The 24,830-nt window shown below is 34.5% G+C and carries 36 protein-coding genes and 1 other annotated feature; of the genes, 26 read left to right on the top strand and 10 right to left on the bottom strand.

Going from position 1 to position 24,830, the window contains the following annotated elements:
* Positions 1–2: 2 nt before the first annotated feature.
* From J3U19_RS06255 to J3U19_RS06225, 7 genes are all read right to left on the bottom strand, one after another.
* Positions 3–419, bottom strand: coding sequence for a putative holin (locus tag J3U19_RS06255; RefSeq protein ID WP_267341754.1), 417 nt, complete (start codon positions 417–419; stop codon positions 3–5).
* A gap of 118 nt (positions 420–537) precedes the next feature.
* Positions 538–909 carry an ASCH domain-containing protein gene (locus J3U19_RS06250; RefSeq protein ID WP_267345757.1) on the bottom strand — a complete coding sequence of 124 codons (372 nt, stop codon included), beginning with the start codon at positions 907–909 and terminating at the stop codon, positions 538–540.
* 131 nt (positions 910–1,040) lie between these two features.
* Positions 1,041–1,490 carry a hypothetical protein gene (locus J3U19_RS06245; protein WP_267345756.1) on the bottom strand — a complete coding sequence of 150 codons (450 nt, stop codon included), beginning with the start codon at positions 1,488–1,490 and terminating at the stop codon, positions 1,041–1,043.
* Between the two features lie 145 nt (positions 1,491–1,635).
* On the bottom strand, positions 1,636–1,950 hold the full coding sequence (locus tag J3U19_RS06240; protein ID WP_267345755.1) for a hypothetical protein: 315 nt from the start codon (positions 1,948–1,950) through the stop codon (positions 1,636–1,638).
* Positions 1,951–2,129: 179 nt separating this feature from the next.
* Positions 2,130–2,504, bottom strand: a complete 375-nt coding sequence (locus J3U19_RS06235; RefSeq protein WP_267345753.1) for a hypothetical protein — start codon at positions 2,502–2,504, stop codon at positions 2,130–2,132.
* Between the two features lie 9 nt (positions 2,505–2,513).
* Positions 2,514–3,098 (bottom strand): hypothetical protein, encoded by a 585-nt coding sequence (locus J3U19_RS06230; protein WP_267345751.1) that lies wholly within the window; start codon positions 3,096–3,098, stop codon positions 2,514–2,516.
* On the bottom strand, positions 3,095–3,502 hold the full coding sequence (locus J3U19_RS06225; protein ID WP_267345749.1) for a helix-turn-helix domain-containing protein: 408 nt from the start codon (positions 3,500–3,502) through the stop codon (positions 3,095–3,097). The genes J3U19_RS06230 and J3U19_RS06225 overlap by 4 nt, the downstream gene beginning before the upstream one ends.
* A 93-nt stretch (positions 3,503–3,595) precedes the next feature.
* Between J3U19_RS06225 and J3U19_RS06220 the strand changes: the two genes are divergently transcribed.
* The 15 genes from J3U19_RS06220 (at position 3,596) to J3U19_RS06150 (ending at position 12,506) form a co-directional block, all read left to right on the top strand.
* Positions 3,596–3,787 (top strand): DNA-binding protein, encoded by a 192-nt coding sequence (locus J3U19_RS06220; protein WP_065567015.1) that lies wholly within the window; start codon positions 3,596–3,598, stop codon positions 3,785–3,787.
* A 45-nt stretch (positions 3,788–3,832) separates the two neighbouring features.
* Complete coding sequence (locus J3U19_RS06215) at positions 3,833–4,138, top strand: helix-turn-helix domain-containing protein (RefSeq protein WP_160424309.1); 306 nt, start codon at positions 3,833–3,835, stop codon at positions 4,136–4,138.
* A gap of 11 nt (positions 4,139–4,149) precedes the next feature.
* Complete coding sequence (locus J3U19_RS06210) at positions 4,150–5,148, top strand: hypothetical protein (RefSeq protein WP_267345748.1); 999 nt, start codon at positions 4,150–4,152, stop codon at positions 5,146–5,148.
* 15 nt (positions 5,149–5,163) lie between these two features.
* Complete coding sequence (locus tag J3U19_RS06205; protein WP_267345747.1) at positions 5,164–6,945, top strand: hypothetical protein; 1,782 nt, start codon at positions 5,164–5,166, stop codon at positions 6,943–6,945.
* Entirely contained in the window at positions 6,945–8,180 is a 1,236-nt protein-coding gene (locus J3U19_RS06200) for an AAA family ATPase (protein WP_267341764.1), read from the top strand. The genes J3U19_RS06205 and J3U19_RS06200 overlap by 1 nt, the downstream gene beginning before the upstream one ends.
* Complete coding sequence (locus J3U19_RS06195) at positions 8,180–8,452, top strand: hypothetical protein (protein WP_267341765.1); 273 nt, start codon at positions 8,180–8,182, stop codon at positions 8,450–8,452. Before J3U19_RS06200 ends, J3U19_RS06195 begins: the two co-directional genes overlap by 1 nt.
* A 19-nt stretch (positions 8,453–8,471) precedes the next feature.
* Positions 8,472–8,993: a host-nuclease inhibitor Gam family protein gene (locus tag J3U19_RS06190; protein WP_267345746.1), complete on the top strand. Its 522-nt coding sequence runs from the start codon at positions 8,472–8,474 to the stop codon at positions 8,991–8,993.
* 2 nt (positions 8,994–8,995) lie between these two features.
* Positions 8,996–9,139, top strand: coding sequence for a hypothetical protein (locus J3U19_RS06185; protein ID WP_160424299.1), 144 nt, complete (start codon positions 8,996–8,998; stop codon positions 9,137–9,139).
* On the top strand, positions 9,132–9,341 hold the full coding sequence (locus J3U19_RS06180; RefSeq protein WP_267341768.1) for a hypothetical protein: 210 nt from the start codon (positions 9,132–9,134) through the stop codon (positions 9,339–9,341). The genes J3U19_RS06185 and J3U19_RS06180 overlap by 8 nt, the downstream gene beginning before the upstream one ends.
* The gene (locus J3U19_RS06175; RefSeq protein ID WP_267345744.1) at positions 9,331–10,020 is read left to right on the top strand and encodes a DUF2786 domain-containing protein; all 690 of its coding nucleotides are present in this window, start codon (positions 9,331–9,333) and stop codon (positions 10,018–10,020) included. Before J3U19_RS06180 ends, J3U19_RS06175 begins: the two co-directional genes overlap by 11 nt.
* Entirely contained in the window at positions 10,021–10,425 is a 405-nt protein-coding gene (locus J3U19_RS06170) for a gp16 family protein (RefSeq protein ID WP_267345742.1), read from the top strand.
* Between the two features lie 12 nt (positions 10,426–10,437).
* Entirely contained in the window at positions 10,438–10,947 is a 510-nt protein-coding gene (locus J3U19_RS06165) for a hypothetical protein (RefSeq protein ID WP_267345740.1), read from the top strand.
* Between the two features lie 3 nt (positions 10,948–10,950).
* Positions 10,951–11,313: a Mor transcription activator family protein gene (locus J3U19_RS06160; protein WP_202114999.1), complete on the top strand. Its 363-nt coding sequence runs from the start codon at positions 10,951–10,953 to the stop codon at positions 11,311–11,313.
* 299 nt (positions 11,314–11,612) lie between these two features.
* A complete protein-coding gene (locus tag J3U19_RS06155; protein ID WP_267340813.1) occupies positions 11,613–12,044 on the top strand; it encodes a hypothetical protein in 432 nt (143 codons plus the stop codon).
* 3 nt (positions 12,045–12,047) lie between these two features.
* On the top strand, positions 12,048–12,506 hold the full coding sequence (locus J3U19_RS06150) for a MarR family winged helix-turn-helix transcriptional regulator (protein WP_267340812.1): 459 nt from the start codon (positions 12,048–12,050) through the stop codon (positions 12,504–12,506).
* 591 nt (positions 12,507–13,097) lie between these two features.
* On the opposite strand, the gene J3U19_RS06145 is transcribed toward J3U19_RS06150, so the two are convergent.
* The gene (locus J3U19_RS06145; protein WP_267340811.1) at positions 13,098–13,724 is read right to left on the bottom strand and encodes a TetR/AcrR family transcriptional regulator; all 627 of its coding nucleotides are present in this window, start codon (positions 13,722–13,724) and stop codon (positions 13,098–13,100) included.
* Between the two features lie 150 nt (positions 13,725–13,874).
* Here J3U19_RS06145 and J3U19_RS06140 point away from each other — a divergent pair, with 150 nt between their 5' ends.
* A complete protein-coding gene (locus J3U19_RS06140; RefSeq protein WP_267340809.1) occupies positions 13,875–14,162 on the top strand; it encodes a hypothetical protein in 288 nt (95 codons plus the stop codon).
* A gap of 444 nt (positions 14,163–14,606) precedes the next feature.
* Entirely contained in the window at positions 14,607–15,017 is a 411-nt protein-coding gene (locus J3U19_RS06135; RefSeq protein WP_267340808.1) for a DoxX family protein, read from the top strand.
* A gap of 154 nt (positions 15,018–15,171) precedes the next feature.
* Here J3U19_RS06135 and J3U19_RS06130 read toward each other — a convergent pair whose 3' ends face one another.
* The gene (locus J3U19_RS06130) at positions 15,172–16,113 is read right to left on the bottom strand and encodes a zinc-dependent alcohol dehydrogenase family protein (RefSeq protein WP_267345738.1); all 942 of its coding nucleotides are present in this window, start codon (positions 16,111–16,113) and stop codon (positions 15,172–15,174) included.
* A gap of 173 nt (positions 16,114–16,286) precedes the next feature.
* Positions 16,287–16,520, bottom strand: coding sequence for an isochorismatase family protein (locus J3U19_RS06125; protein ID WP_267345798.1), 234 nt, complete (start codon positions 16,518–16,520; stop codon positions 16,287–16,289).
* 405 nt (positions 16,521–16,925) lie between these two features.
* Here J3U19_RS06125 and J3U19_RS06120 point away from each other — a divergent pair, with 405 nt between their 5' ends.
* The 9 genes from J3U19_RS06120 to hisIE all read left to right on the top strand — a co-directional run bounded on the left by J3U19_RS06120 (position 16,926) and on the right by hisIE (position 24,789).
* On the top strand, positions 16,926–17,210 hold the full coding sequence (locus tag J3U19_RS06120) for an Lrp/AsnC family transcriptional regulator (RefSeq protein WP_267340806.1): 285 nt from the start codon (positions 16,926–16,928) through the stop codon (positions 17,208–17,210).
* 338 nt (positions 17,211–17,548) lie between these two features.
* Positions 17,549–17,674 (top strand) — a sequence feature (His leader region).
* A 40-nt stretch (positions 17,675–17,714) separates the two neighbouring features.
* Positions 17,715–18,614 carry an ATP phosphoribosyltransferase gene (hisG, locus tag J3U19_RS06115; RefSeq protein ID WP_267345736.1) on the top strand — a complete coding sequence of 300 codons (900 nt, stop codon included), beginning with the start codon at positions 17,715–17,717 and terminating at the stop codon, positions 18,612–18,614.
* Positions 18,615–18,617: 3 nt separating this feature from the next.
* Positions 18,618–19,916 (top strand): histidinol dehydrogenase, encoded by a 1,299-nt coding sequence (gene hisD, locus J3U19_RS06110; protein ID WP_267340803.1) that lies wholly within the window; start codon positions 18,618–18,620, stop codon positions 19,914–19,916.
* Between the two features lie 5 nt (positions 19,917–19,921).
* Positions 19,922–20,980, top strand: coding sequence for a histidinol-phosphate transaminase (gene hisC / locus J3U19_RS06105; protein WP_267340801.1), 1,059 nt, complete (start codon positions 19,922–19,924; stop codon positions 20,978–20,980).
* 8 nt (positions 20,981–20,988) lie between these two features.
* Positions 20,989–22,056, top strand: coding sequence for a bifunctional histidinol-phosphatase/imidazoleglycerol-phosphate dehydratase HisB (gene hisB, locus J3U19_RS06100; RefSeq protein WP_267340799.1), 1,068 nt, complete (start codon positions 20,989–20,991; stop codon positions 22,054–22,056).
* Positions 22,057–22,644, top strand: coding sequence for an imidazole glycerol phosphate synthase subunit HisH (gene hisH, locus J3U19_RS06095; protein ID WP_267340797.1), 588 nt, complete (start codon positions 22,057–22,059; stop codon positions 22,642–22,644).
* A gap of 2 nt (positions 22,645–22,646) precedes the next feature.
* Positions 22,647–23,399 (top strand): 1-(5-phosphoribosyl)-5-[(5-phosphoribosylamino)methylideneamino]imidazole-4-carboxamide isomerase, encoded by a 753-nt coding sequence (hisA, locus tag J3U19_RS06090; RefSeq protein ID WP_267345735.1) that lies wholly within the window; start codon positions 22,647–22,649, stop codon positions 23,397–23,399.
* Positions 23,381–24,157 (top strand): imidazole glycerol phosphate synthase subunit HisF, encoded by a 777-nt coding sequence (gene hisF / locus J3U19_RS06085; protein WP_267345733.1) that lies wholly within the window; start codon positions 23,381–23,383, stop codon positions 24,155–24,157. The genes hisA and hisF overlap by 19 nt, the downstream gene beginning before the upstream one ends.
* The gene (gene hisIE / locus J3U19_RS06080) at positions 24,151–24,789 is read left to right on the top strand and encodes a bifunctional phosphoribosyl-AMP cyclohydrolase/phosphoribosyl-ATP diphosphatase HisIE (RefSeq protein ID WP_267340792.1); all 639 of its coding nucleotides are present in this window, start codon (positions 24,151–24,153) and stop codon (positions 24,787–24,789) included. The genes hisF and hisIE overlap by 7 nt, the downstream gene beginning before the upstream one ends.
* The last annotated feature ends 41 nt before the right edge of the window (positions 24,790–24,830 follow it).

Below are 24,830 nucleotides of genomic sequence, written 5' to 3'. Positions count from 1 at the left end.
GGCTATAATCCAAGTGTTACGCCAAGAATCACAGCGGAAACAATCAACGCCCGACGAATCAGAACAACCGCAAACAGAGTTCGATACTCATCAAGAACAGGGTATTCCGCACACATTTTGGAATCCATTGCCTCTGGTTGTTCATTGTTTTCTAAAGACTCAATATATTGCTTGGTATAAAAATCAGGACCAAACTCTTTCCAATCGTTATATAAATAACCTCCAGGAGATGCATAAGGGAAAAGCGCACGGTCAAGGTGATAACCAACAACAGCAGAAAGTAAAACAAGAGATAGTTTATAAACTACAACAGGCAACTGTTGAGGTGATAGTAGCGTAATAATTGCAAATAAAGTAATAGCGACTAAATACCATTTAAGCAGACGAATTTGGGATAATTTTTTGATAGGGTGTTCCATAAAAAACCTCATAATTAATTAGTAATGTATGAGGTTATTATGATCTTACTTACTTGAAATGTAATTTGAACGGGGGCAGATTATTCATTAACAATCTTAATGTAATTGATATTTTCAATTATAAATAACGGTATGATTGAGGTGCCACAATATTATTACCCAAATAGTTCAAAGGTTTAGGTTCCTCATATTGAGTCACTCTACCAACAGCGATAGCAAAGGCTTGTTGTTTTTGTTCAAAATATGCGTCATAAAACCGCTTACTTATACCCGCATATTTTTTTGTTTTTTCCCACACTAAATCAGGATTATCCGATATTACGTAATCTATATCAAATTCTCCAACGACTTTTCCAACAGTCATTGTCGCATAAATCACTATAGTCTTAACCGATTTATTTTTAGAAATATTTTTTCTAAATTCAAATCGTTTTTCACCAGATAATATTTTTGTAACAAATTCTGGTTTAATTGATAATAAGACTTTCATTAATTTCACCTAGTTTTAATATTTTTTCAAATTGATTATCGCTTAGTTTTAAACAAGACCATCTTTCTTTTTCGTTCAAACCAACCTCATTGATTAGTATTGCTCTATTGGGGTGACGAGATAATGCGATATTATATGTAAACTTTATTACATAACAAGGAGAATAAGTTTTTGTAATAATTTTTAGAATATAATTGATTCAATTCATCTAATGTGAATACACTATATTTACTACAATAATCAACAAACTTTTTATTGCTAGAAAAAGAAGAAATAGTCCTTACTTCTTCAATAACACAGATTGATGTCGTAACGGCAGAATAATAGGCGCTTTTACCTTCTTCCCTTGTTCTATAAATTACTACAATATCGCCTTTATTAAAATTACCAGTCATTGGGATATTAGAAATATAAACTTTATGAATACTATTTGTATGAGAAACATCATCAATTATTGAGCTTGATTCTGTTTTTAAAATTGAATCAGGGAAAAGTTGAGTATGGTATTTTGGGTATACAGCCAATAAATATTTATTTGTTTTAGTATTAATATATGGGTAATCTTTTTCCAAATCCCCCAAAAAAGTTCTTTTTTTAGTAATACATTTTCTGTACCATTATTACTTTGTTTTGTACCATGTATACAAAAACCATATCGTTTAAAAAGATTAATTAAATAATTATGTTTATCAAAAACTGTAACGTATATCCCTGAAACATTATTTGCTACGGCGTTATCAAATGTTTTTTTATAAAACGCTCACCACGTAATACTCCTGCCGGGTTGAATTTAAATGTACCAATCTTTAGATAACGTCCATTAGTTAATGGAGGAGTAATATCATCAACATTATTTTCTAACTTTAAATACATAAAACCATCGATAGATGAATAATTATATAAAACAAATGCAGTATCTTTTGTTTTTACTTTCTTATTCCACCAATCAACAAAGCCATGAGCATAATCGCGTTTTAACGAATCAAAAAAAGGATCTAAAAAATTAACTTCTGCGAATTTTTGTATCTTTAAGTTATCCATATCTATCCCTCATATTCAAAATTGACAATAGTTATAGGTGTTTATTATATTTAGCCATTAATGTTAATTATTCTATTACTGTCAAACTTACTCTTCCCCACAATCTTTCTTCTTTTCAACTTCTTTTAATTGCTCCAACCGCCTATTCGCATCTTTGAGAGCTTCAGCCAATCCCAAATTTAATCATTTTTATTACAATTAACTTTCCATTTTTCCTCAAACCATTCTTTATTAATCAATGGTTCAATAGTAAATTTCGATGTTTCTGTATCGATTAGTGAACCATTTTTTGTAATATCAACTTTAACAAAAAAACGAAGAGGGAAACCATAATAATTACCATACATGTCTTTAAAATCAGCGTAGCCACAGACATAACTACGAAATGCATCATCGGAACTATTATTTTCTTCTACAAAGTATACTCGGCTAAATTTTGGATCTTTCAAGTGTTTTTCAGCTCTCTCTTTTCCTAAATCAACAGCCAACTTATCATTTGGATAATCACAGCCCATTAATAAAATCGAAATACAAAATAACCATAATTTTTTCATCTTTAATCCTTAAAAAATAATCGCCCCCAAAATAAAACCCACGGCAAATATTGCTAACGTGGGTTTTATTTGAGTTCTGAACAAAGTTATTGTTTGGTTATATAAATTTTGATTATTTAATTTCTCTAAATTAGAAAGTTCTTCAACATAATTTAATACATTTTGTAGCTGCATTTTATTAAGCCGTTTTAAATCTGAAGTACAAAATTGCCGTTTACTGTAATGATTCATCTTATCTTTTAATTCATCTTTGCCATTAATTTCACAAAGAATCAAATGGATAAGCATTTTGCAAGATGCTTTTTCTTTAGCTGCTTCAAATTCATCAGTTAAAAATTTATCAGCAATAGGAAATTGTGAAACAGTTATTTCATTAATACTACAAACACCAAGAGTAGCGTGTAGTTTAAGCCATAGTTCTGGTGCCGTTAACTCCCCGTAGTTTTCAATATCAGAAATTAAACTATTAAGGGATTTTCGTTGAGCGGGAACCAACGGGCGAGTATCTAATTCATCATCATTACTTGACGTAATATTATAAATATCTCTACCAGCTATTTGTTCTGCCGTATTATCTTGAAGTCCAACCGTCACTTTGTTTTCCGCCTCCTAGTTGTATAAATATTTCCACCAGCAATTTGACCTTCACCTCGAATTGTATTATTCGAAATATTAACCCCTGTCTGCTGAGCCGTTCCTGCCGTTAGTGCACCTAAGGCTGCCGCTTTAATTGCCAATGGTGCTGTTCTAAATTTGTCAATTAAATCTTGCTCATCAATAGATAAATTATTTGTTGTTCTAATACCAGTTACAACATATTGAACATCTAACCCAAAATTGGCTAATGTAGATAAATATAACGCATCGGGAAATCTCTCACCTTTTTCATAATTAAGTTGAGTTAATTTCTTTACATTAGCAATTTCTCCCATAGCAACTTGGCTAAGGCCCATACGTTCACGTTCTTCTTTTAGTCTTAATCCGATATTTTTTTGCATACTTTTTATCTTGACAGGTATAAATATTTATACCATAATTTAACACATAATTTATAAATCACTTATTAATAACTTATATCCAAGGAGCTAAAAATGTCTAAAGTTCTCACTCCCGAACAAGTTAAACAACAATTTCAACAAAAAGGTAAAACTATCAAATCCTGGGCGATTGAAAATGGTTACCACCCCGTTGTTGTTTATAACGTTTTAAACGGTTTAAGTCGTGCTCATCGCGGTAAAACACACGATATAGCAGTAAAACTTGGCTTAAAACAAGCTTACTAATGCTGATTGTAACAGTTTTTCATATACAGAAAAAGGGCGAAAAACATGAACAAATCACAAATTTCAACATCTGGTACTCGGATACTTAAGGTACTAAAAGCGCTTAAAGGTTATACATTAACGGGTTTATCTAATGGCGATATCGCAAAGATGATCAATGAATCACCTGTTAATGTAACGCGTTCACTTCAAACACTAATCGAGGAAGGACTAGTAATTAAGTTAGATAATGGTTTGTTTGCTCATAGTGTGCAAATGTTGCAAATAGCCCAAGCACATGCAATTCACATCACTAAAATGCAAGACCAAATAACAGAAATCAATCAGCGTATTACGGCTGGCGCAAGATAAGGATAACCAAAATGGCAAGAACCGCAAACAAAGCAAAAGAAGAAATTGAACTACCTGCAATTGATGAGCAAGGGATTAATGACGCAATGAATACCATGACTAGTATTCAAAGTGAATATAACGAAGAACGTGACCTAGTTAACCAACTTTTAGGTCAGGCTCAAATGGCTGATGCTTTTGCTAAATTTTCCCTAACAGTTAGGACTTCTAAATTAAATTTTGTTAAAGAAAACAAACTATATCGTAATTTGAAAGGTAAAAAAAGTCCTAACGGTTATGACTTTTTAACAGGAACTTGGGAAGAATTTTGTAATTTATTAGGTATATCTGTACAGAAGGCTGATTTAGATATTCAAAATTTAAAAGAATTCGGAGAAGAGGCTCTTGAAAGTATGTCTCAAATGGGCATTGGCTACCGTGAATTACGCCAATACCGCAAACTGCCCGAAGACCAAAAAACGGCATTAATTGAAGTTGCTAAAGCAGGCGATAAAGAAGCCTTAGTTGAGTTAGCAGAAGAGTTTATTGCTAAAAATTCTAAAGAAAAAGAGCAGCTCAAAAAAGAAAATAGTAATTTGCAAGCTGACTACAAAGCATTAAGCAAACGTAATGCTGATGTAGCGAAAGAAAAGGAAGAATTAGCAATAAAACTAGCTCAATTTGAAATGAAAACCGTGCCACTTGATGAGCGTTTAGAGCCGTTTAAAAAACAGATAGCAGAAACACAATCACGCATTGATGAACTACTAGAACAACAACGCCAATATGTGCAATTAATGGATAACTTCCAAAAAGAGAGCATAAAAAGTGATCCTAATTATGACCCTGAACAACCATACTCATTACCACCATCACTGGTGATCACATTGATGACACTACACGAATCGTTAAAACTAACTGTTGCACAGTCCAAAACCACTTACCGTGAATTATGGATGAACTTTGCCGATGATATTGAACCTGCATTGAGCGATGGTGACAACATTATTAATGAAGCATTAAACAATTAAACACAGGTGATTATGATGATCGCGCCGAATATTCGTGAATATCTAAATAATGTTGCCATCAAACTTGATAATGCTGGTCACGGTCAACGTGGTCAGATATTGGATGAAGCACAAACATTTTTAGGTTATTCAAGACAAACAATCTACAGACAGTTAAAAAAAGTTTGCGGTTGGTCAAGTGAGCGTAAGGCTAGAACGGATAAAGGAAAAATATTTGTTTCAACTGATTCATTGTTAGCACTGGCAACAATGAGCCGTGAATCAGCACGTGATAATGGCAAACAAACCATGTTCACCACCACCGCTCGTGGCATACTTGAGCAAAACGGGCATGAGATTAATGTGAGTAATGCAACTCTAAACCGTTTGATGAGACAAAGGAAGCTAAATGTAAAAGCACAACAAGCTGCTAACCCTGTGCAATCATTACGTGCATTACATCCGAACCACGTTCACGAAATCGATCCGTCACTATGTTTGATTTATTACATGAAAAATAAACAACATATTATGCGGGATCGGGATTTTTATAAAAACAAGTTAGAAAATTACGCAAAAGTTAAATATAAGGTTTGGCGTTACACTTTATACGACAAGGCATCAGGAATGATTATACCGTGGTATGTTGAAGCTGCTGGCGAAAACCAACATTCATTATTCCAATTTTTAATGTTTGCGTGGGGTAAGCAAGATGGACGTTTATTTCATGGTGTACCACAGCTGCTTTACTGGGATAAAGGTTCATCCAATACTTCATCAGCTATCAAAAACTTATTGGACCATTTGGAAGTGAAATACCTTGAACACGAGGCAGGTAATGCGCGTGCCAAAGGTGGTGTGGAAAATGCCAATAATATCATCGAAACACAGTTCGAAAGTCGTTTAAAATTTCAACCAGTTAACAGTATTGATGAATTAAATCATGCAGCAATGAACTGGGCAGAAGCCTATAACGCCAACAGACTGCCAGGACAAGATACACGTTTACGTCGTATTGGACTTGCTGAACCTGTATCACGTCAATCGCTTTGGCAGCATATTACAGCAGAACAATTACGAATATTGCCGTCAGTAGAAATTTGCCAAGCATTAATGGCAAGTCGAGAACAAGAGCGCCAAGTTAAAGCGGATTTAACCATTAGTTTCAAACATCCTCAAGCTGACAGTTCACTGATTTATAGTTTAAAAGGCTTAGATGGTATTACTGTTAAAGATAAAGTCAGTGTGCGTTCATTAGTTTACGGTGATTGTGCTATTCAAATTGAAGTCCCCCGTTATGACGGTGAAGCACTGATTTATCGTGTTGATCCAGATCGCAATTTTGATAAGTTTGGACAACGTTTAGATGCACCAGTGATTGGCGAGGAATATAAATCTAAAGGTGATACTGAAATTGAACAAGCAACAAAAGCGATGGATCAAGTGGCATACCCAAACATGACCGAAGATGAAATCAAAAAAGCGAAGCAAAAACAAGTAGCACCGTTCGGCGGTCAGCTCAATACACTCAGTTATCTAGAAGATATTAATCATCCTGCTTACTTTGAACAAAAAGGCAATGAAATTGAAACACCGGAACATTTAAAGCCAGCTACCACAACATTAACGCTAACCGCGGCTTTAATGCGTATTACCAGTTCAATCGGTCGCAGATTAACAACTGATGAAAATAAGTGGCTATCCGCTCGTTATCAAGATGGTGTTCCCGAAGATTCGTTAGAATCACTGATTCGTACATTTACAACGCCCGTTACAGCAATCGCAGACGGTACAACAGGTTTTAGGAGTGTTAAATAATGTTGAAATTAAAAAGCGTAATGAAGCAATTCAATATCAAACAGGCGCAACTCGCTAAACATATTGATTATAAAGGCAATTCAATCAGCCAAGCAGTAATTAGCCAGCTCGTTAATCACAATATTTGGCCACGCTCTATTAAACATGAAGAACTAAAGCAGAAGATTGAAAAGGCATTAATAAAATTAGGTTTAAGCAATGATTATTTACTAAATATTTTTGAAGAAGAAACTGACACAGCCGAAATCTTGGCGGACGACGCTGTGCCAGTTGACTCAAATGAAAATGAACATTTAACAAAGGAGTCAGCCTATATGTTACTACGAAAACAAACTATAAATCGAGATGCGCGTGCACATTTTCGCATTCCTCGTGACCCGTTCACTGACGAAATGACCGAAGACGCTGATGTTTATCTATCTGATGATATCCGTTACGTTCGTGCAGCAATGCGTCAAACAGCCAAGCATGGTGGAATGCTGTCAGTGATAGGTGAATCGGGAAGCGGTAAATCGACATTGCGACATGATTTAATTGATTGGATCAATATTAATCATGAACCAATAACTGTTATCGAGCCGTATGTACTAGGTTTAGAAGACAATGAGGTTAAAGGAAAATCGCTCAAAAGTATGGATATAAGTAGTGCAATTATAAGCGCTATCAACCCCCAAGCTAAACCAAAACGTAGTGCAGAAGCCCGTGCAAGGCAAATGCACGAATTACTGAAAAATAGTGCGCTATCAGGTCGTAAACATCTGTTAATTATTGAAGAAGCACACGGATTACCAATTCCAACGCTAAAGCATCTAAAGCGATTTTATGAACTGCAAGAAGGTTTTAAAAAATTACTATCAATAATTCTAATTGGACAAACAGAGCTACAAACAAAACTATCAGAGTATAACCCAGAGGTTCGTGAAGTTGTGCAACGCTGCGAAGTTGTGAACTTAAAACCACTTGATTTTAAAGTTGAAGAATATATCAAGCATAAATTTTCACGTGTTGATATGGACTATACAACATTATTTGATTCATCTGCATTTACTGAAATCATCAATCGGTTACGTGTTGCAACAACACGTCGAGGTGAAAAACAAGTGCGATCATTATGCTATCCATTAGCAGTAAATAACCTTGTTTCTAACGCATTAAATCTAGCTGCACGCATTGGTGCGCCAAAAGTTACAGGTGAAATAATTGTTGAGTGTATCAAAGATCGAGGAGATATCTGATGAAAAAGAACCAACTAATCAGTAATAACATCAATGCGGTTAATAAGGCTGTAAATATATTATCTAATGAAGAATTAACTGTCATTGGTTTTTATCATGATTCACTTTCAAAGCCAACTATTGAAATTGAGCATCACCCTAAGTGCAATAAATATATAGATGCTGGTCAAGCAACGTATTATCGACACGAAGGGCACTATCGATTTGGGCAGTTTGAATTAAATGGCTGTCGAGTTATATGGAAAGAACGTGATATTAGTCGCTTGCATTAATCGAATAGGAGCTATAGAAATGATAAAGACTAAAAAACGTATTAAAGCTACCGCATCAATCTATGTTGTGCAATCTAAAGAACAAGCATCAGAAGCTATTAAATATTTGGGCGATATACAGCGTGAATTAATCCGATTAGAAACCGAAATGAACGACAAAATCGCAGATATTACAGAAAGTTATTCATCAAGTATTGAAGTGTTAAAAAAGAAGGCGACAGAAATACAAAAAGGTATCCAAATTTGGTGCGAAGCAAACCGTGATGTTTTAACAAACAATGGTAAAGTTAAATCAGCCAATTTAGTTACTGGTGAAGTGCAATGGCGTAACCGCCCACCGTCGTGTGTTATTCGTGGTTTAGAAACGGTTATAGAAACACTAAAAAAGCTAAAACTGGAACGATTTATTCGTACAAAAGAAGAAATTAATAAAGAAGCTATTTTGAATGAACCAAACGTTGTCGCTCATGTGCCAGGTATTACCATTAAAAAAGATGTAGAAGATTTTGCGATAGTGCCTTTTGAACAGGAGGTTATCTAATCATGCAAACACAAGATTTTTATATTTTGCATCAATTTATATTAAGCCAGACAGCTAATTTTATAGTTCACTGTAAAGAGTATGGTTTATCTGAATTTGAAGCGGATCGCATCATTGACGAGCTAGAGGAATTAGCTAATGGGTAAATTTTCTAGCCCTAAACGTTATATGCCCGACCATTATATTTCAATCAGCCATGAACATTCATTTATGCGTGAAGTAACTGGTCAGGGTTATGTTGATGGAAAGCTGTACGATGAACTTTATGCTGAATATGTAAAATTAAAATCAGCTAAAACATTAAAACAGCGTTTTGTTAGTTTTTTAAGGTGTTTTTATGACAAATAATAATGAAAAGTATATTGAAAAAATCAAAAAACTTTTAGCGTTAGCAAAATCAACAAATCCCAACGAAGCTGCTATTGCTATGAATCAAGCCATCAAATTGATGGTAAAACATAATATCAGTAATAAAGATGTGGAATTATCTGAAATTGAGGAACATGTGTCAAAACATGCCCCTTCAAATGCAGAGAAACCACCAAGATATTTTTCAATATTAGTAAGTATCATTTCAAGCGCATTTGGCGTGCGAGCTTATTTTACTCGGGAAAACAATAAACGAAAGGTTTCATTTTATGGACTAAGGGAACGACCACAATTAGCCGCTTATACCTTTGACGTTTTAAGTGTTCAATTAGTTAAAGCTCGGAAAGAATTCTTATCGCAACAAAATGGTAATTGTAAAAAAATCACTAAAATTAACCGAGCTGATGCGTTCTGTGTTGGCTGGGTTAATGGTTTTTATCAATTAATTGAAGATTTTGCAATGACTGATGAGGAACTAAATCTATTAGCTGAATATAGAAAGACAAAAGAGTTATCGCCAGCTAAGGTTAGAGATGCTAAAAAGTGTAATGGTTCAGATTCTTCACAATTTATTGGTTACTTACAAGGTAAAACCGCTCAATTGAATCATGGTGTATCAAATTCAGGTTATTCTCCATCATTAATAGGGGGTAAATAGATGAAATCTAAATATATCAAGCTGATTCATATTGCAAAATCTCAACTTAATCTTGATGACGATACCTATCGTCATCTATTACTGAATATAACTAAAAAAACTAGTACCAAGGATATGACAGTTTGGGAACTGGAAAAAATTCTAAATCACCTTAAATCAAAAGGTTTTAAAGTTAAATCATCAAAAAAAACAGGGAAGATAACTGCTACAGAACCAGTTCATAAAAAAATACGCTCATTATGGCTAGAGCTAGCTGATGCAGGTGAAATCAAAAATCGTTCTGAAAAAGCTATCAATTCTTATGTAAAACGTATTACTGGTGTTGAAGTGATGGATTGGATTACTCAAAAACAAGCAATGGTTGTAATTGAAAGCCTAAAAAGTTGGCTAGAACGCGTCGCGTAACAAGGAATAAAAATGAAATTAACACGTTGCCCAATTTGTCATAATGAAATTAATTTAGAAGCATTGGTAGAGGATGATTCAGGCAGAGAACTACTTATATTAGTAAGTAATTTAAACTATGGCTGTGCTAAGCCGATGATTGCCTATATTGGTTTGTTTCGTACTCAAAAATCAAATTTGAGTAACTCACGAGCGGTAAATTTAATAAATGAGGTACTACAACTTTTTCAACCAAGTAGGCATCTAGCACACGCGCTACGGGAAACGGTTAATAATATTCACGCTAAGCGTTTAACTAGTGAGTACAAACCGTTTAAAAATCATAATTATCTAAAGTCAGTTTATGATTCTACTAAACATTTATTTGCGTACGTTGAACATAAAGAAGAAGAAGACAAACCCGCTCGTAGCAGTAATGAAGAGTATTTTGAACAGATGTATAGGGCTGGTGTTGACTTTAGTAAATTAGAAAAAAATATACCAGGCGCACTAGATTGGTATAAGAAGAAAACAGGAGCGTAAATTATGACCAAGTCTGCAATATCTATTAAACGTCATGAACTGCTAACGCATATATCATTATCTGTGGCTAATGAAGCCATGGATTATGGTCTACCTGAAGATATTGCGGTTCATCTTGGCGATAGTATTGCAAATACAATTTCAGAACTGTTCGGCGGTCAGAACATTACGTTTCCACGCGACTACAGATTTAAACTAAACCAACGAGACTTGCAAATCTATGACGCATTTAAAGGCAATAACTACGCAGAACTAAGTCAAAAATATAAAATGACAGAACGAGGTATCAGAAAAGTAATCGACCGAGTTCATAAACGAATGATAAAAGAAAAACAACCAACATTGTTTGATTTTAATGACGCCTAATTAATTTTAGAGCAAAATTTTTTAGGCAATTTTTTATTTCATATCTTGTAACACTTTTTCAAAAAACAATTTCATTATTTCCCTGTTTATTTTGTTATATCCCATTTATCTCATCATTCTGTTATTATTTATCATGTTCTATTTCACTTTCTAACCTAACAGTGTCTTTTTATATGACCGTATCCAACTATTAAAGATAAATAAATAAATAAATAAATAAATAAATAAGTTAAATTTTTATTGCTTTAAATTATAAGTATACATATAATAAGATTACTTATTAAATGGAGAATCAAATCATGAATAAACTATCAATCACATTTTCATTACCAACAACCGCTAAGCCATCAGTGATTTGGCAATATTATGTTGATCTCAATTTGAGAAAATTATGGGAGACCGATTTAGAAGATTTTTATGTAAATGATGGATTAATTTCAGGAGCTAAAGGCATCTTTAAATTGGAAAATATGCCAGAGATGGAGTTCACTTTATCAAAGGTTTTAGAGAATAAGGAATTTACCGAAGAATTTAATATGCCAGATATTGGGCTTTTATCTTTTTCTCATCAAATAATTGAAGTTGAACCTAATCAATATAATCTCAAATCTGAAATTTCATTAAAACCTGTCGATGAATTAGATGACAAACTAGCTTATGACTTTCTAAAGCAAATATCAGATGATATCATTGATAAAACATTTTCATTAAAAAATCTTGTTGAAAGGTAAATTATGACAAAAGTTAATAAGCTCTTAACACGATTCCAAAAGGACTCTGATTCAGTTGGTTTTCTTTTTATGAGGGCTTATTCTTGTTGGCAGACTAAAATAAAAAATTGCCTAAAGAAAGAGTCGATTACTCATCCTCAATTTATTGTACTTGCTACCCTAGCCTATTTATCTGAATATGAAAATGAAATAACACAAATCCTTTTAGCGAAAAAAACGAATATTGATGTCATGACAATTTCACAAATTTTAGAAAATTTAGAAAAGAAATCATTCATCATAAGGATGACTTCAGCTAAAGATAGTCGAGCAAAATCCATCATTCTAACCGAAAGTGGTTTTGAAAAAATCAATAAAACTGTTCCTTTAGTTGAAGAAATTGATCATCAGTTTTTTTCGGTTCTGGGTAAAGACCGTCTTATTTTCAATGAAATGCTATTAACGCTTTTAAAAAATAAGTGAGATATTGTATCTTTCATTATCAATAGACATTAGCAATAAGTAAGTGACTTTCTGACAACATAAATAAAGAACGGAAACATTAACAATTAAAGCACATCCTGATCAATATTATAAGTTTGATAATTTTTTCTTATGTTGCGATTAAATATTACAAATAGTGATGCGTTTAGATTACAAATACTGATCGGATAATGTCTTATTGTGAGTATGAAATTTACCATTTATAGAAGAAAAATTCTTGATGATAGTCTAAATCCTAATGAAAATGTTACCGATATTTTTTTGATTAACTTTGGATAACTTGAAGCTTTTTTCTTAAAATATTTAATGTTAATAAAAATATTTCAAAAACAGACAATTTCTGGCACAAATAATCGATTTACATTATGTTCATTACGGTATTAACTAAAATATTAATTGCATGTTTATTCAAGAAACATCATAACTATTGAAATAGATGATAAAGTTTGGAAAAAAGCAACGATTTAAATTAAATCAATGCATTTCATTCTTATAGTCGATTCTAAAAAAATGATCTTTCGCTTGCATCAAACAATATAAAATTATGATTAATATAGTAATAATTAAAACTCAAAGCTTGGATGCATCTTGTTTAGCTTGATTAATAACAGCTTTAATGATCCATTGCGACAGTGATACAATATAGGAATCTTCTAAATTCCATACATCTTTTAATACTGTAATTTGAGAACCAAAAATTATCGACAAGGTATAAATTAATTTATTATTCAGTTCATCATTTAATTGGGATTGTAATGGTTGCAGTAAATTAGAGAGCACTTCTTTATGATTTCCACGGACAAATTTTTCAGACTTCGATGATGTTGTTGAACGTTCAGTTGCCCATTGTTGTAAAGACAATCGCATTGCTGCCCTTATAGCCCCTTCGTGTTTTATCATGTGGGTAAAAGCAAATGATAAAAAATCATTTATTTTTTTTCCCAAATCCTGTTCGTCGGATTGCCAACGTAAAATTGGTTCGAGTGAATAATCAACAACAGCCGAAATTAAATCACTTTGTGTAGGAAAATAGCGATAGGCAGTTGCCCTTGAAATTTTTGATTTATCTGCTAACTCACTAATGGTTAATTCGTTACCTTCATCTAAAATAGTTAATGCCGTATGTATTAAATGCTCAAATGTACGTTTTTTAACACCTGTATATTTTTGTGGTATTACGATATTTTGTTTATCCATATTATTTTTTTATAAATTATTGCTTATTATGATAAAAATTGATATATTAAATTCTATGAGACATTAGTCTCATTTCTGTTATATACTATTCCATTATATGAGTTATTTAGTAAAAGTATGGAGTTCTATTTTATCCTTTAAGGAGTTTTAATGGCATTACCAAATACGATTTACTTAGTCACAACACAAAACACTAAGTTAGAAGAGAGAGTAAGCTCTTTAAAAAAGCTACTTAATCTCAAAAAACTGACTGTTAAAGTTGTTGATAATTCAACTCAACCTCACCAACGGAATCATTTGGTCGATTTTACTGCCGAGCTAACAGCAAATTACCATATAAATACAAAAGAAGCTATTTATTGTTCTAATAGAAAAACATCTAAGTTTGTTAAGGCGAAGTTATTTATGTTGGTTCAAACGGTGAAGACGCAATTTTAAATTTAGGTGGATATTTTGATAAAGCAATGGAGCAGCTTAAATTATAACAACAGAGGATGATAAATATATTTTACACAATTGTCCGGATTTCAATGGATTTTAGAGTGTAAATTCAATGCAAGGGGAACCAACAGAATTGCGTTAAAATAAACAAAAGACCTATTTAAATTAATTTGACACCAACAATAAGTAAGACATAACGGTGTAACATTATTGTTACACCGTTATTTTTATCTACAAATCCATCATTGAACTACCAATCAATGTCAATATAATCGCTATAAGATTGTCAATTTTCGTAAGTAACTTTACTAATCATTGTTATCTGTGAGACAATCTCAAGTGCAGTATCCTATGTTGTAAATAAGTAATCGCTTTAGAAATGAATGCCTCTTACTTCTGATTTTAATTATTATTTTGTTAACTGACTATAGGAAACACAAAATGAAAGAATATCAAACTGATGTAGCAGCATTTGTATTACGAATTGCTTTAGGTATGATGTTTTTAGCTCACGGTTTTACCAAATTACTTGTTCTCACCCCAGAAGGTACGGCTGAATATTTTCATACCCTTGGATTTCCAGGATTTTTTTCTTATCTTGTTATTGTTTTTGAAATTGGCGGCGGTGCATTGTTATTATTAGGTATTTTAACTCGTGCAATTGCGTTAATTGCCTTCTTCCAACTTGCAATAATCACCATTGTACATTGGACTAATGGTTGGTCATTTACCAATCCGGGAGGAGGTTGGGAGTATCCTGCATTTATGTCTTTAGCTGCTTTCAGTCTTGCATTATTAGGTACTGGTCGATTTAGTGTTTTATCAGGGAAAAAATATACACAAACCGTTTAATCATTATAGGCTGAGTTTTAGGAAAGGTTAGATCCGTCTACGATTACCTTTCCTAAACTTTTAGGTAATAGAGCGATTTGCTTAATCAGATTTATCATCCATAAAGGATTATAACTTCATTAATTACCGCTAATGAATCAAACCTTCAAATTCTTCATTTTATAGCTAATAATGGTTTACTATTGATGCCGACTTGCCGATAAGCTTTAATGGCGCTTTTCCAATTGTTAAAGTCAAACAAGTAAGGTTGATTTAAATCATTTTTGTCCAACTTTGGCCAAATGTCATCAAACATATTTTGCCACTGAACTTGACTCATATTGCTTATACAGTGACGAACATGAAACCAATGTACCTTAGGTAACCTTCTATTATTTATTAAGTTAACACCTGAAAGTAATCCATAAGAAATAAATTCACTTAATTCCTGCATATTATTTAAAATTGTTTTAGCAAGAACGCCACCAACTGCATCATAAACAAGATCTGCCTGTGCAGCAAAATATCTTATAGCATTAGTATCATTTTGGTTTAAAGTTTTAATGCCATATTTATTATAAAATTGAATATGATTATCTGAGCGACAAATGGCAGTTATCGATAACGCTTGTGAATTTCTTGCCCATTTGCACAGTAACTTTGCACAATCGGCCCCACCTGCCGTGACTAAAATATGTTTTTTTTGAGGAGGAAAACGTTTAAGCATCAACCAGGCGGCAACGGGATTAATATAAGCTCGGGCGGCTAAATCATTTTCTATATAATCGGGGATGAGGATAGCATAGTGTGCGGGTGAATCAACAAAATTTTGCCAAGTTCCTTCCCCTCTTAATGGTAATACACGCTTTCCAATCAGGTATTGATGTGTTGAAGGTGCTTCAATAACCACTCCGACACCTTCATAGCCAGCTATCTGTGGCAATATAATACGATGTTGATACGCCCCTGTAATTGGAATAAGATCTGAAGCGTTAATTGGCGCATATAACATTTCGACTCTAATGCAATCTTTTTTTACTAAGGGCTTATTTAAACATTCAAGCTTCAATACATGTTCAGGGATACCATATTGCTTATAACATAACGCAGAGTTCAAATATGATTCCTAAAAGTTATCTTTAATCAGAATAAAATGTCCTCATTATAACTCATTTAATAGTAAATTATTCGATTCACTTTCGACATTTAGATGGTCTTTTTTGTGCCATCCAAATGCATATCAATCAAATTCTAATTATCAATAAGTGAATTCCTTTCGTTGTCTTGATATCACGATACTCGTATAAATGATTCACAGCTTATTATCGTAGTGGATTGCATTAATGCGGACATAAAACTATTATGTACATCTTGTGAATGGATAATATTGCCATTGAAGTCAAGATCACAAATAGTGCAAGCATCATGAACTAAAATCGGTTGATAATTAAGCTCGAATGCACAGCGGTCAGTAGAATCAACGCACATATGACTCATCATCCTACAAATTACTAATTGTGTTATTCCCTAATTGCTCTAACTTCTGTTGCAACTGTGTATGGTAAAAGCTATTTGGATGCGCTTTTTGAATGATCAATTCATTAGGTTTATTAATAGGAAGTAATTTGACATGCAATTGACTACCATAACTATGATTTACAAAAAAAACAGCATTAAGATCCCGGTTAATATGTTGTATATAAATAATAAGTAATTGTTTTTGTCGAAAAAGTTTTGAAGTTTTAGAGTATGTTGCAGAACTTCTTCGGTATTATTTAATGGATAGTTACCGTCAGGTAAGATAATCATTTTGCACAGCAATGAGTAATAATGGTTGAGTCATTTTTCTCTCCTTATATCAAGTTTCGTAATATTATTTTGTAATATTTAACGTTCAAAAAGCATAGCAAATTGAAATGATAAATATCGATGAACTTTCAAATTGAAACAATGGATAAGAAAGATCAAAAAATTTTAAAGGTATTAAGAAATAATAGCCGTCAATCATGGCGGGAAATTGGCGAAAAAGTGTTTTTATCTAGCCAAGCTGTAGGTCAACGAGTTCAAGATAGGCTCAACAAGCATATTATTGAAAAATTCACCATTAAAGAGCAAAAACGACACTTACAATTTATTACTATTTATATGGACACTAATCAATTTGCTTCTTTTGAAAATTTAGTAAAGTATTTTAATGAACTCATTAAATTTTAAAAGATTACTGGCAATGGGTGCTATAGGATTATCAGTCAGTTCGACAATAATGCGTTGACCTCTTTCTTAACTAAAATTACGGATTTTGGTCGTTATAAAGTTTGTCGTCAATTAAAACAAATTTTATAATCAAGTTTGTCTTATTTCATTGATTTATTATCAATTAATAACCGTAATCGGTGAAATATAGAGAAACTCGGCATTTACAAATTTATCTTTAAATTATAAAAAAATGAGTTGATAGTTATTCATTTCTGTTATATTTTGTATAGTAATTTTAATAATTAATTAACTTATTGGTTTTATTTTATGAATTGTTTTTGCGTTTTTGTTATTAAACATCATCACCATCATACCTGATTAGTCTTCGGGCGATTGGTGCTGGAAGACAATTGGTCTTCCGGTGATATCGCGAAAGCAAGCAGAAAACCCTCGGAAGATCAAACTTTCGAGGGTTTTTTTGTTTGTAGTTTAAAAATTTTTTAGAATAAATTGGAGAATAATATGTTGGATAATTCGCGTTTACGTATAGCAATGCAGAAATCGGGTCGTTTAAGTGATGAATCAAAAAAACTGCTCGCACAATGTGGTATTAAAATTAACCTTCAAGAACAACGTTTGATTGCGTTCGCTGAAAATATGCCAATTGATATTTTACGCGTTCGTGATGACGATATTCCTGGATTAGTAATTGATGGGGTTGTCGATCTAGGGATTGTTGGCGAAAATGTTTTAGAAGAAGAGGTGTTAGACCGACAAGCCGAAGGGTTCAATCCTCAATATAAAACATTACGCCGTTTGGATTTTGGCGGTTGTCGGTTATCGATTGCTGCTCCTCGTGATTTTGATTATACCGCTCCTGAATGTTTAAATGATTTACGTATCGCTACCACCTATCCTCACTTACTCCGCCGTTATCTTTCTCAATACCACGTAACTTTTAAAACCTGCTTGCTCAATGGTTCAGTAGAAGTAGCACCACGAGCAGGTCTGGCTGATGTTATTTGTGACTTAGTTTCAAGCGGTGCAACACTTGAAGCAAATGGACTCAAAGAGATTGAAGTGATTTACAAATCTAAAGCTTGCTTAATTCAACGCCAAGGCGAAATGCCACCTGACAAGCAAGCGTTGATTGATAAGTTAATGACTCGAATTCAAGGGGTTATCCAAGCTCGTGAATCCAAATACATTATGTTACATGCGCCAACCAAAGTTTTAGATCAAATTGTGGCTTTATTACCTGGTGCTGAAAATCCTACGATATTACCACTTACAGGTGAGCAAAATCGTGTGGCATTACATATGGTGAGCTCTGAATCACTATTTTGGGAAACCATGGAAAAACTCAAAGCATTGGGGGCTAGCTCAATTCTTGTCTTACCAATCGAAAAAATGATGGAGTAAAAAATGAAACTTTCATATTGGCAACAATGTTCAGATACAGAGCGGACAGCATTATTAACTCGCCCGGCTATCACCGCTTCAGATTCAATTAGCCAAGCGGTAACAGATATTTTAAATCAGGTGCAACAAAATGGTGATCAAGCTTTAATCGCACTCAGTAATAAGTTTGATAAAATACAAATCCAACAAATAAAATTGACACAAGATGCGATCAAAACAGCAACGACACGAGTTAAACCTGAATTAAAACAGGCAATGCAATTAGCCGTCAGTAATATTGAAAAATTTCACCAAGCTCAAGTTAAATCAGCAATTACTGTTGAAACAATACCGGGAATAAAATGTCAGCTCGTTACCCGTCCGATTGATTCAGTAGGTCTTTATATTCCAGGTGGTTCTGCGCCGTTATTATCTACAGTGTTAATGCTAGCTATTCCGGCTAAAATTGCGGGTTGCCGTAACGTAATTTTATGCTCTCCACCACCGATCGCAGATGAAATCTTATATGCGGCTGAACTTTGCGGTGTGACCGAAATATACCAATTAGGCGGTGCTCAAGCCATCGCTGCATTGGCTTTTGGAAGTGAATCAGTACCTAAAGTTGATAAAATTTTTGGTCCAGGTAATGCTTTTGTTACTGAAGCTAAACGCCAAGTTAGCCAACGTCTTGATGGAGCAGCAATTGATATGCCTGCTGGTCCTTCAGAAGTGTTGGTTATCGCCGACAATTCAGCTAATCCTGCTTTTATTGCTGCCGATTTATTATCACAAGCGGAGCATGGTCCTGATTCACAAGTGGTACTAGTCACTCCAGATGAAAATATTGCTAAAGCGGTTTCAATTGAAGTTGATAAACAATTAACCCAATTATCTCGAAAAGACATTGCCGAAAAGGCGTTACAAGAAAGTCGTCTTATTGTGACTAAAGATTTAGCTCAATGCATTGCTATCAGTAATTGTTATGGTCCTGAGCATTTAATTATTCAAACGCAAAATGCCGATGATCTGGTAGAACAAATTACTAGTGCGGGCTCAATATTTTTAGGTAATTGGTCACCTGAATCAGCGGGTGATTATGCTTCAGGAACTAATCACGTTTTACCAACTTATGGTTATACAGCGACTTACTCAAGTCTTGGATTGGCCGATTTTCAAAAACGTATGACCATACAAAAATTATCGCCTGAAGGCTTACAAGCCATTGGTCATTCGGTTGAATTAATGGCGCAAGCGGAGCAGCTTACTGCTCATAAACAAGCTGTAACGCTTCGTTTAGCTGCATTAAATACTAAAAATAGGTGAATAATATGGATATTAATCGATTAGTCAGAAAGAATGTTCAGAAATTAACACCTTACCAATCTGCTCGACGGATAGGTGGAAAAGGTGATATATGGTTAAATGCCAATGAATACCCTATTGCTCCGCAATTTCATTTAACTCAACAGACATTAAACCGTTATCCTGAACCACAACCTAAACAGGTGATTAATAGTTATGCTCATTATGTAGGTGTTAAACCGGAACAACTCATTGTAAGTCGTGGAGCTGATGAAGCAATTGAACTGTTAATGCGGGCATTTTGTGAGCCACAGCAAGATAGCATTTTATATTGTCCTCCTACTTATGGTATGTATCAGGTTAGCGCAGAAACATTAGGTATTAATATCAAAACCGTACCAACAACATCAGATTGGCAGCTGGATTTACTGGGAATTAATCAACATATTGATAATGTAAAATTAATTTATATTTGCTCGCCAAATAATCCAACGGGTAATTTAATTAATCCTGATGATATTAAAACACTATTAGATATTGCTAAAAATCGTGCTCTTGTGGTGATAGATGAGGCTTATATTGAGTTTTCGCCAGATTCTTCCGTGGTTAGTTGGTTAGCAAAATATCCGCATTTAGTTATTTTAAGAACTTTATCAAAAGCTTTCGCATTGGCTGGTTTACGATGTGGTTTTACTATTGCTAATAAACCTGTGATAGCTGCATTACAAAAAGTCATTGCTCCTTATCCATTGGCAACACCCGTAGCGGATATCGCGACGCAAGCACTTAGTAAAATTGGTATTGAAAAAATGCGACAACAAGTACAACTTATCAATGCTCAAAAGCAGAAGTTTGCACAGGATTTGTCGGCTTTACCAATCGTCGAAAAAGTTTATCCTAGTTCCTCTAACTATTTATGTGTTAAATTTCAAACAGGTAAAGATGTGTTTCAGTCATTATGGAATCAGGGCATTATTTTGCGCGATCAAAGCAAATCTATCGGGCAAGATAGTATCATTCGCATTAGTGTTGGCACAGCAGCCGAATGTGATGCGGTAATTTTGGCACTCAAAGCGATAATATAGGAGCAATGATGTTACAAAAATATTTATTTATTGACCGTGATGGAACATTAATCACAGAACCGCCAATCGATTTTCAGGTCGATAGCTTTGAGAAGTTGGCGTTAGAACCTAATGTCATCCCTGCTCTGCTTAAGTTGCAATCCGCTGGTTTTAAACTGGTGATGATAACAAATCAAGATGGCCTCGGTACCAGTAATTATCCACAATCTGATTTTGATGGACCTCACAATTTAATGATGCAAATTTTTCAATCACAAGGGGTTAATTTTGAAGAAGTACTGATTTGTCCTCACTTTTCAGAAGATAATTGTCAATGTCGTAAGCCGAAAATCCAATTAGTTCTACCTTATCTTAGCAATGGTAACATAGATAAAAATAATAGTTATGTTATTGGTGACAGGATCACTGATATTCAACTTGCTGAAAATATGCAGATTAAAGGATTACATTACAATTCTAACACATTAAATTGGCTCGAAATAGCTCAACGTTTAACCACTGATGACCGCTATGCAAAAGTCGAACGTAACACTAAAGAGACAAAGATTTTAGTTGAAGTTTGGCTTGATCGCCAAGGTGATAGTCAAATCACTACTGGTATTGGTTTTTTTGATCATATGTTGGATCAAATCGCCACCCATGGAGGGATCAAACTTAACATCAAAGTGAATGGAGATTTGCAGATTGATGACCATCATACCATTGAAGATACTGGATTAGCATTAGGTGAAGCGTTAAAAATCGCTTTAGGTGATAAACGAGGGATTACTCGCTATGCTTCAGTCATTCCTATGGATGAATGTTTAGCTGAATGCGCAATGGATATTTCAGGGCGTCCTTTTCTGAAATTTAATGCGCAATTTACTTATCCCAAAGTGGGCGATATGAGCACCCAAATGGTCGAACATTTCTTTTATTCTATCAGTTACGCTATGGCAATTACCTTACATATTGAAACGCAAGGCAATAATGATCACCATAAAGTTGAAAGTTTATTTAAAGCCTTTGCACGAACGTTAAAGCAAGCTATCAAGATAGATGGTAATAGATTACCGAGCTCAAAAGGAGTACTGTAGATGAAAGTTGTCATTCTCGATACGGGTTGCGCTAACCTCTCTTCGGTTAAATATGCCATAGAACGATTGGGGTATAACCCCATAATTAGTCTTGAACCCGAAGTAGTACTTGACTGTGATAAGCTGTTTCTACCCGGTGTAGGATCCGCTTCAGCAGCAATGAAGAAGTTAAAAGAACGCAATTTAGTTGATCTTATTAAAGCTTGTACTCAACCCGTCTTAGGTATTTGTCTTGGTATGCAACTGCTAGCCAAATACAGCAGCGAGGGGCACGTACAAACATTAGGAATAATTGACGAAAAAGTAGATGAAATTTCGAATGTTGGTTTACCTTTACCTCATATGGGTTGGAATCAAGTTTACCCAAAAGCTGGTCATCATCTATTTAGAGATATTGCAGATGATGCTTATTTTTACTTTGTTCATGGATACGCGATGCCACTATGCTCAGCAACTATTGCAGAAACCAATTACGGAGAAAGCTTTACCGCTGCCGTACAAAAAGACAACTTTTACGGTGTACAGTTTCATCCCGAACGTTCTGGATCAGCCGGTGCACAATTACTAAAAAACTTTTTGGAGATGTAACAATGGCTGTTTATCCTACTATTATTCCAGCACTTGATTTAATTGACGGTAGTGTGGTTCGATTACATCAAGGTGATTATGGACTAAAACGTGATTATGGAAGTGACCCATTAACCCGTTTACTAAATTACCAACAACAAGGAGCACAACTTCTGCATCTTGTAGATTTGGCTGGTGCAAAAGACCCTAAAGCTCGACAAATGACATTAATTCAAACGTTAATTAAAGGCGTTCAAGTACCTGTGCAAATTGGTGGCGGCATCCGCACTGAAGATGATGTACAGGCGCTTCTTGCAGCTGGTGCAGCACGAGTTGTGATAGGATCAACAGCCATTAAACAACCTGAATTCGTTAAGCAGTGGTTTAACAAATATGGGGCCGAAGCGTTAGTTCTAGCGCTGGATGTACGCATCGCTGCTGATGGTAATAAATATGTTGCGATTCATGGTTGGCAAGAAGATTCCAACCAAACACTTGAACAAGTCATCGATGATTACTTACCACATGGCTTAAAACACGTACTGTGCACCGACATTTCTAAAGACGGTACCCTGAGCGGTTCAAATGTGAGTCTGTATCGAGATATTAGCCAAAAATATCCTCAAATAGCCTTTCAGGCATCGGGTGGAATTGGTCAACTCAATGATGTTAAAGCGCTTATGGATAGTGGCGTAGCAGGTGTGATCGTAGGACGAGCACTGCTTGAAGGAAAATTTACCGTTGAGGAGGCAATATCATGTTGGCAAAAAGAATAATTCCTTGTTTGGATGTACGCGATGGACAAGTAGTGAAAGGTGTGCAGTTTCGTAATCACGAAATTATGGGCGATATCGTACCATTAGCTAAGCGTTATGCTCAGGAAGGGGCTGATGAACTCGTTTTTTATGATATTACTGCATCTTCCGATGGTCGTGTTGTTGATAAAAGTTGGGTTGCAAAAGTTGCCGAAGTGATTGATATCCCCTTTTGTGTGGCTGGCGGTATTAAAACAGTAAAAGATGCAGGACAGATTTTAACTTTTGGTGCTGATAAAATCTCAATTAACTCCCCAGCGTTGGCTAATCCTAATTTGATTACTGAGTTGGCAGATCGTTATGGTGTCCAGTGTGTTGTGGTAGGGATTGATACTTGGTATGACCATCAATCCAATGACTATCATGTTTATCAGTTTACAGGAGATGAAAAACGTACAGTGGCAACTAAATGGAATACACTTGATTGGGTGAGAGAAGTACAAAAACGTGGTGCTGGTGAAATTGTTTTGAATATGATGAATCAAGACGGGGTACGTAATGGTTACGATTTAGCTCAATTAAAAGCCGTGCGTGAAGTTTGCCATGTACCATTGATTGCTTCTGGTGGTGCTGGTACGAAAGAGCATTTTTTACAAGCCTTTAATGAACCGGATGTCGACGGAGCCTTGGCCGCATCAGTATTTCATAAACAAATAATTAACATTGGTGAACTTAAACAATACTTAGTGCAACATGGAGTAAATATTCGATTATGCTAACAGAAAATTCCAATACAACATTTAATCCGCAATTTGATCCAACACAACTTGATTGGCAAAAAGTCGATAATTTGATGCCAGTCATTATACAACATTACGTTTCAGGTGATGTACTCATGCTTGGTTATATGAATCAAGAAGCGCTAGCCCGAACTTTAAGCAGTGGCAAAGTTACTTTTTATTCACGCACCAAACAACGTCTTTGGACTAAAGGCGAAAGTTCTGGCAATTTTTTAAATGCCGTAAGTATCACTCCTGATTGTGATAATGATACCTTATTGATTTTAGTTGACCCCATTGGACCAACGTGTCACACAGGCCATAACAGCTGTTTTGCTTCGGCGAAAACTCAGTGGGGGTTTTTATTTGAGTTAGAGCAATTAATTGCTGGTCGTAAAAATGCCGATCCACAATCGTCTTATACCGCTAAACTTTATCATGATGGCACTAAACGTATTGCTCAAAAAGTTGGAGAAGAAGGTGTTGAAACAGCCTTAGCAGCGACGGTTCGTGATATTGAAGAGCTGAAAAATGAATCGGCTGATTTGGTCTATCATCTTATCGTTTTACTGCATGATCAAAATCTATCACTGCAAGATGTAATTGGTACTTTGAAAGCAAGACACAAATAATTCAGAAATATAAGTGCGATAGTCTCGCACTTTTTTTATAG

Origin of the sequence: Gilliamella sp. B2828, from assembly GCF_026537125.1 — a bacterium.
Lineage (GTDB): Bacteria > Pseudomonadota > Gammaproteobacteria > Enterobacterales > Orbaceae > Gilliamella.
The sequence above is the reverse complement of the archived record's forward strand: the minus strand, read 5'-3'. Positions and strand labels throughout refer to the sequence as shown.

Excerpts from the sequence above, each read along its gene's own strand:
- J3U19_RS06255 (WP_267341754.1), bottom strand. The coding sequence starts at position 419 with ATGGAACACCCTATCAAAAAATTATCCCAAATTCGTCTGCTTAAATGG.
- J3U19_RS06250 (WP_267345757.1), bottom strand. The coding sequence starts at position 909 with ATGAAAGTCTTATTATCAATTAAACCAGAATTTGTTACAAAAATATTA.
- J3U19_RS06240 (WP_267345755.1), bottom strand. The coding sequence starts at position 1,950 with ATGGATAACTTAAAGATACAAAAATTCGCAGAAGTTAATTTTTTAGAT.
- J3U19_RS06235 (WP_267345753.1), bottom strand. The coding sequence starts at position 2,504 with ATGAAAAAATTATGGTTATTTTGTATTTCGATTTTATTAATGGGCTGT.
- J3U19_RS06225 (WP_267345749.1), bottom strand. The coding sequence starts at position 3,502 with ATGCAAAAAAATATCGGATTAAGACTAAAAGAAGAACGTGAACGTATG.
- J3U19_RS06220 (WP_065567015.1), top strand. The coding sequence starts at position 3,596 with ATGTCTAAAGTTCTCACTCCCGAACAAGTTAAACAACAATTTCAACAA.
- J3U19_RS06215 (WP_160424309.1), top strand. The coding sequence starts at position 3,833 with ATGAACAAATCACAAATTTCAACATCTGGTACTCGGATACTTAAGGTA.
- J3U19_RS06210 (WP_267345748.1), top strand. The coding sequence starts at position 4,150 with ATGGCAAGAACCGCAAACAAAGCAAAAGAAGAAATTGAACTACCTGCA.
- J3U19_RS06205 (WP_267345747.1), top strand. The coding sequence starts at position 5,164 with ATGATCGCGCCGAATATTCGTGAATATCTAAATAATGTTGCCATCAAA.
- J3U19_RS06200 (WP_267341764.1), top strand. The coding sequence starts at position 6,945 with ATGTTGAAATTAAAAAGCGTAATGAAGCAATTCAATATCAAACAGGCG.
- J3U19_RS06195 (WP_267341765.1), top strand. The coding sequence starts at position 8,180 with ATGAAAAAGAACCAACTAATCAGTAATAACATCAATGCGGTTAATAAG.
- J3U19_RS06190 (WP_267345746.1), top strand. The coding sequence starts at position 8,472 with ATGATAAAGACTAAAAAACGTATTAAAGCTACCGCATCAATCTATGTT.
- J3U19_RS06185 (WP_160424299.1), top strand. The coding sequence starts at position 8,996 with ATGCAAACACAAGATTTTTATATTTTGCATCAATTTATATTAAGCCAG.
- J3U19_RS06180 (WP_267341768.1), top strand. The coding sequence starts at position 9,132 with ATGGGTAAATTTTCTAGCCCTAAACGTTATATGCCCGACCATTATATT.
- J3U19_RS06175 (WP_267345744.1), top strand. The coding sequence starts at position 9,331 with ATGACAAATAATAATGAAAAGTATATTGAAAAAATCAAAAAACTTTTA.
- J3U19_RS06170 (WP_267345742.1), top strand. The coding sequence starts at position 10,021 with ATGAAATCTAAATATATCAAGCTGATTCATATTGCAAAATCTCAACTT.
- J3U19_RS06165 (WP_267345740.1), top strand. The coding sequence starts at position 10,438 with ATGAAATTAACACGTTGCCCAATTTGTCATAATGAAATTAATTTAGAA.
- J3U19_RS06160 (WP_202114999.1), top strand. The coding sequence starts at position 10,951 with ATGACCAAGTCTGCAATATCTATTAAACGTCATGAACTGCTAACGCAT.
- J3U19_RS06155 (WP_267340813.1), top strand. The coding sequence starts at position 11,613 with ATGAATAAACTATCAATCACATTTTCATTACCAACAACCGCTAAGCCA.
- J3U19_RS06150 (WP_267340812.1), top strand. The coding sequence starts at position 12,048 with ATGACAAAAGTTAATAAGCTCTTAACACGATTCCAAAAGGACTCTGAT.
- J3U19_RS06145 (WP_267340811.1), bottom strand. The coding sequence starts at position 13,724 with ATGGATAAACAAAATATCGTAATACCACAAAAATATACAGGTGTTAAA.
- J3U19_RS06140 (WP_267340809.1), top strand. The coding sequence starts at position 13,875 with ATGGCATTACCAAATACGATTTACTTAGTCACAACACAAAACACTAAG.
- J3U19_RS06135 (WP_267340808.1), top strand. The coding sequence starts at position 14,607 with ATGAAAGAATATCAAACTGATGTAGCAGCATTTGTATTACGAATTGCT.
- J3U19_RS06120 (WP_267340806.1), top strand. The coding sequence starts at position 16,926 with ATGAACTTTCAAATTGAAACAATGGATAAGAAAGATCAAAAAATTTTA.
- hisG (WP_267345736.1), top strand. The coding sequence starts at position 17,715 with ATGTTGGATAATTCGCGTTTACGTATAGCAATGCAGAAATCGGGTCGT.
- hisD (WP_267340803.1), top strand. The coding sequence starts at position 18,618 with ATGAAACTTTCATATTGGCAACAATGTTCAGATACAGAGCGGACAGCA.
- hisC (WP_267340801.1), top strand. The coding sequence starts at position 19,922 with ATGGATATTAATCGATTAGTCAGAAAGAATGTTCAGAAATTAACACCT.
- hisB (WP_267340799.1), top strand. The coding sequence starts at position 20,989 with ATGTTACAAAAATATTTATTTATTGACCGTGATGGAACATTAATCACA.
- hisH (WP_267340797.1), top strand. The coding sequence starts at position 22,057 with ATGAAAGTTGTCATTCTCGATACGGGTTGCGCTAACCTCTCTTCGGTT.
- hisA (WP_267345735.1), top strand. The coding sequence starts at position 22,647 with ATGGCTGTTTATCCTACTATTATTCCAGCACTTGATTTAATTGACGGT.
- hisF (WP_267345733.1), top strand. The coding sequence starts at position 23,381 with ATGTTGGCAAAAAGAATAATTCCTTGTTTGGATGTACGCGATGGACAA.
- hisIE (WP_267340792.1), top strand. The coding sequence starts at position 24,151 with ATGCTAACAGAAAATTCCAATACAACATTTAATCCGCAATTTGATCCA.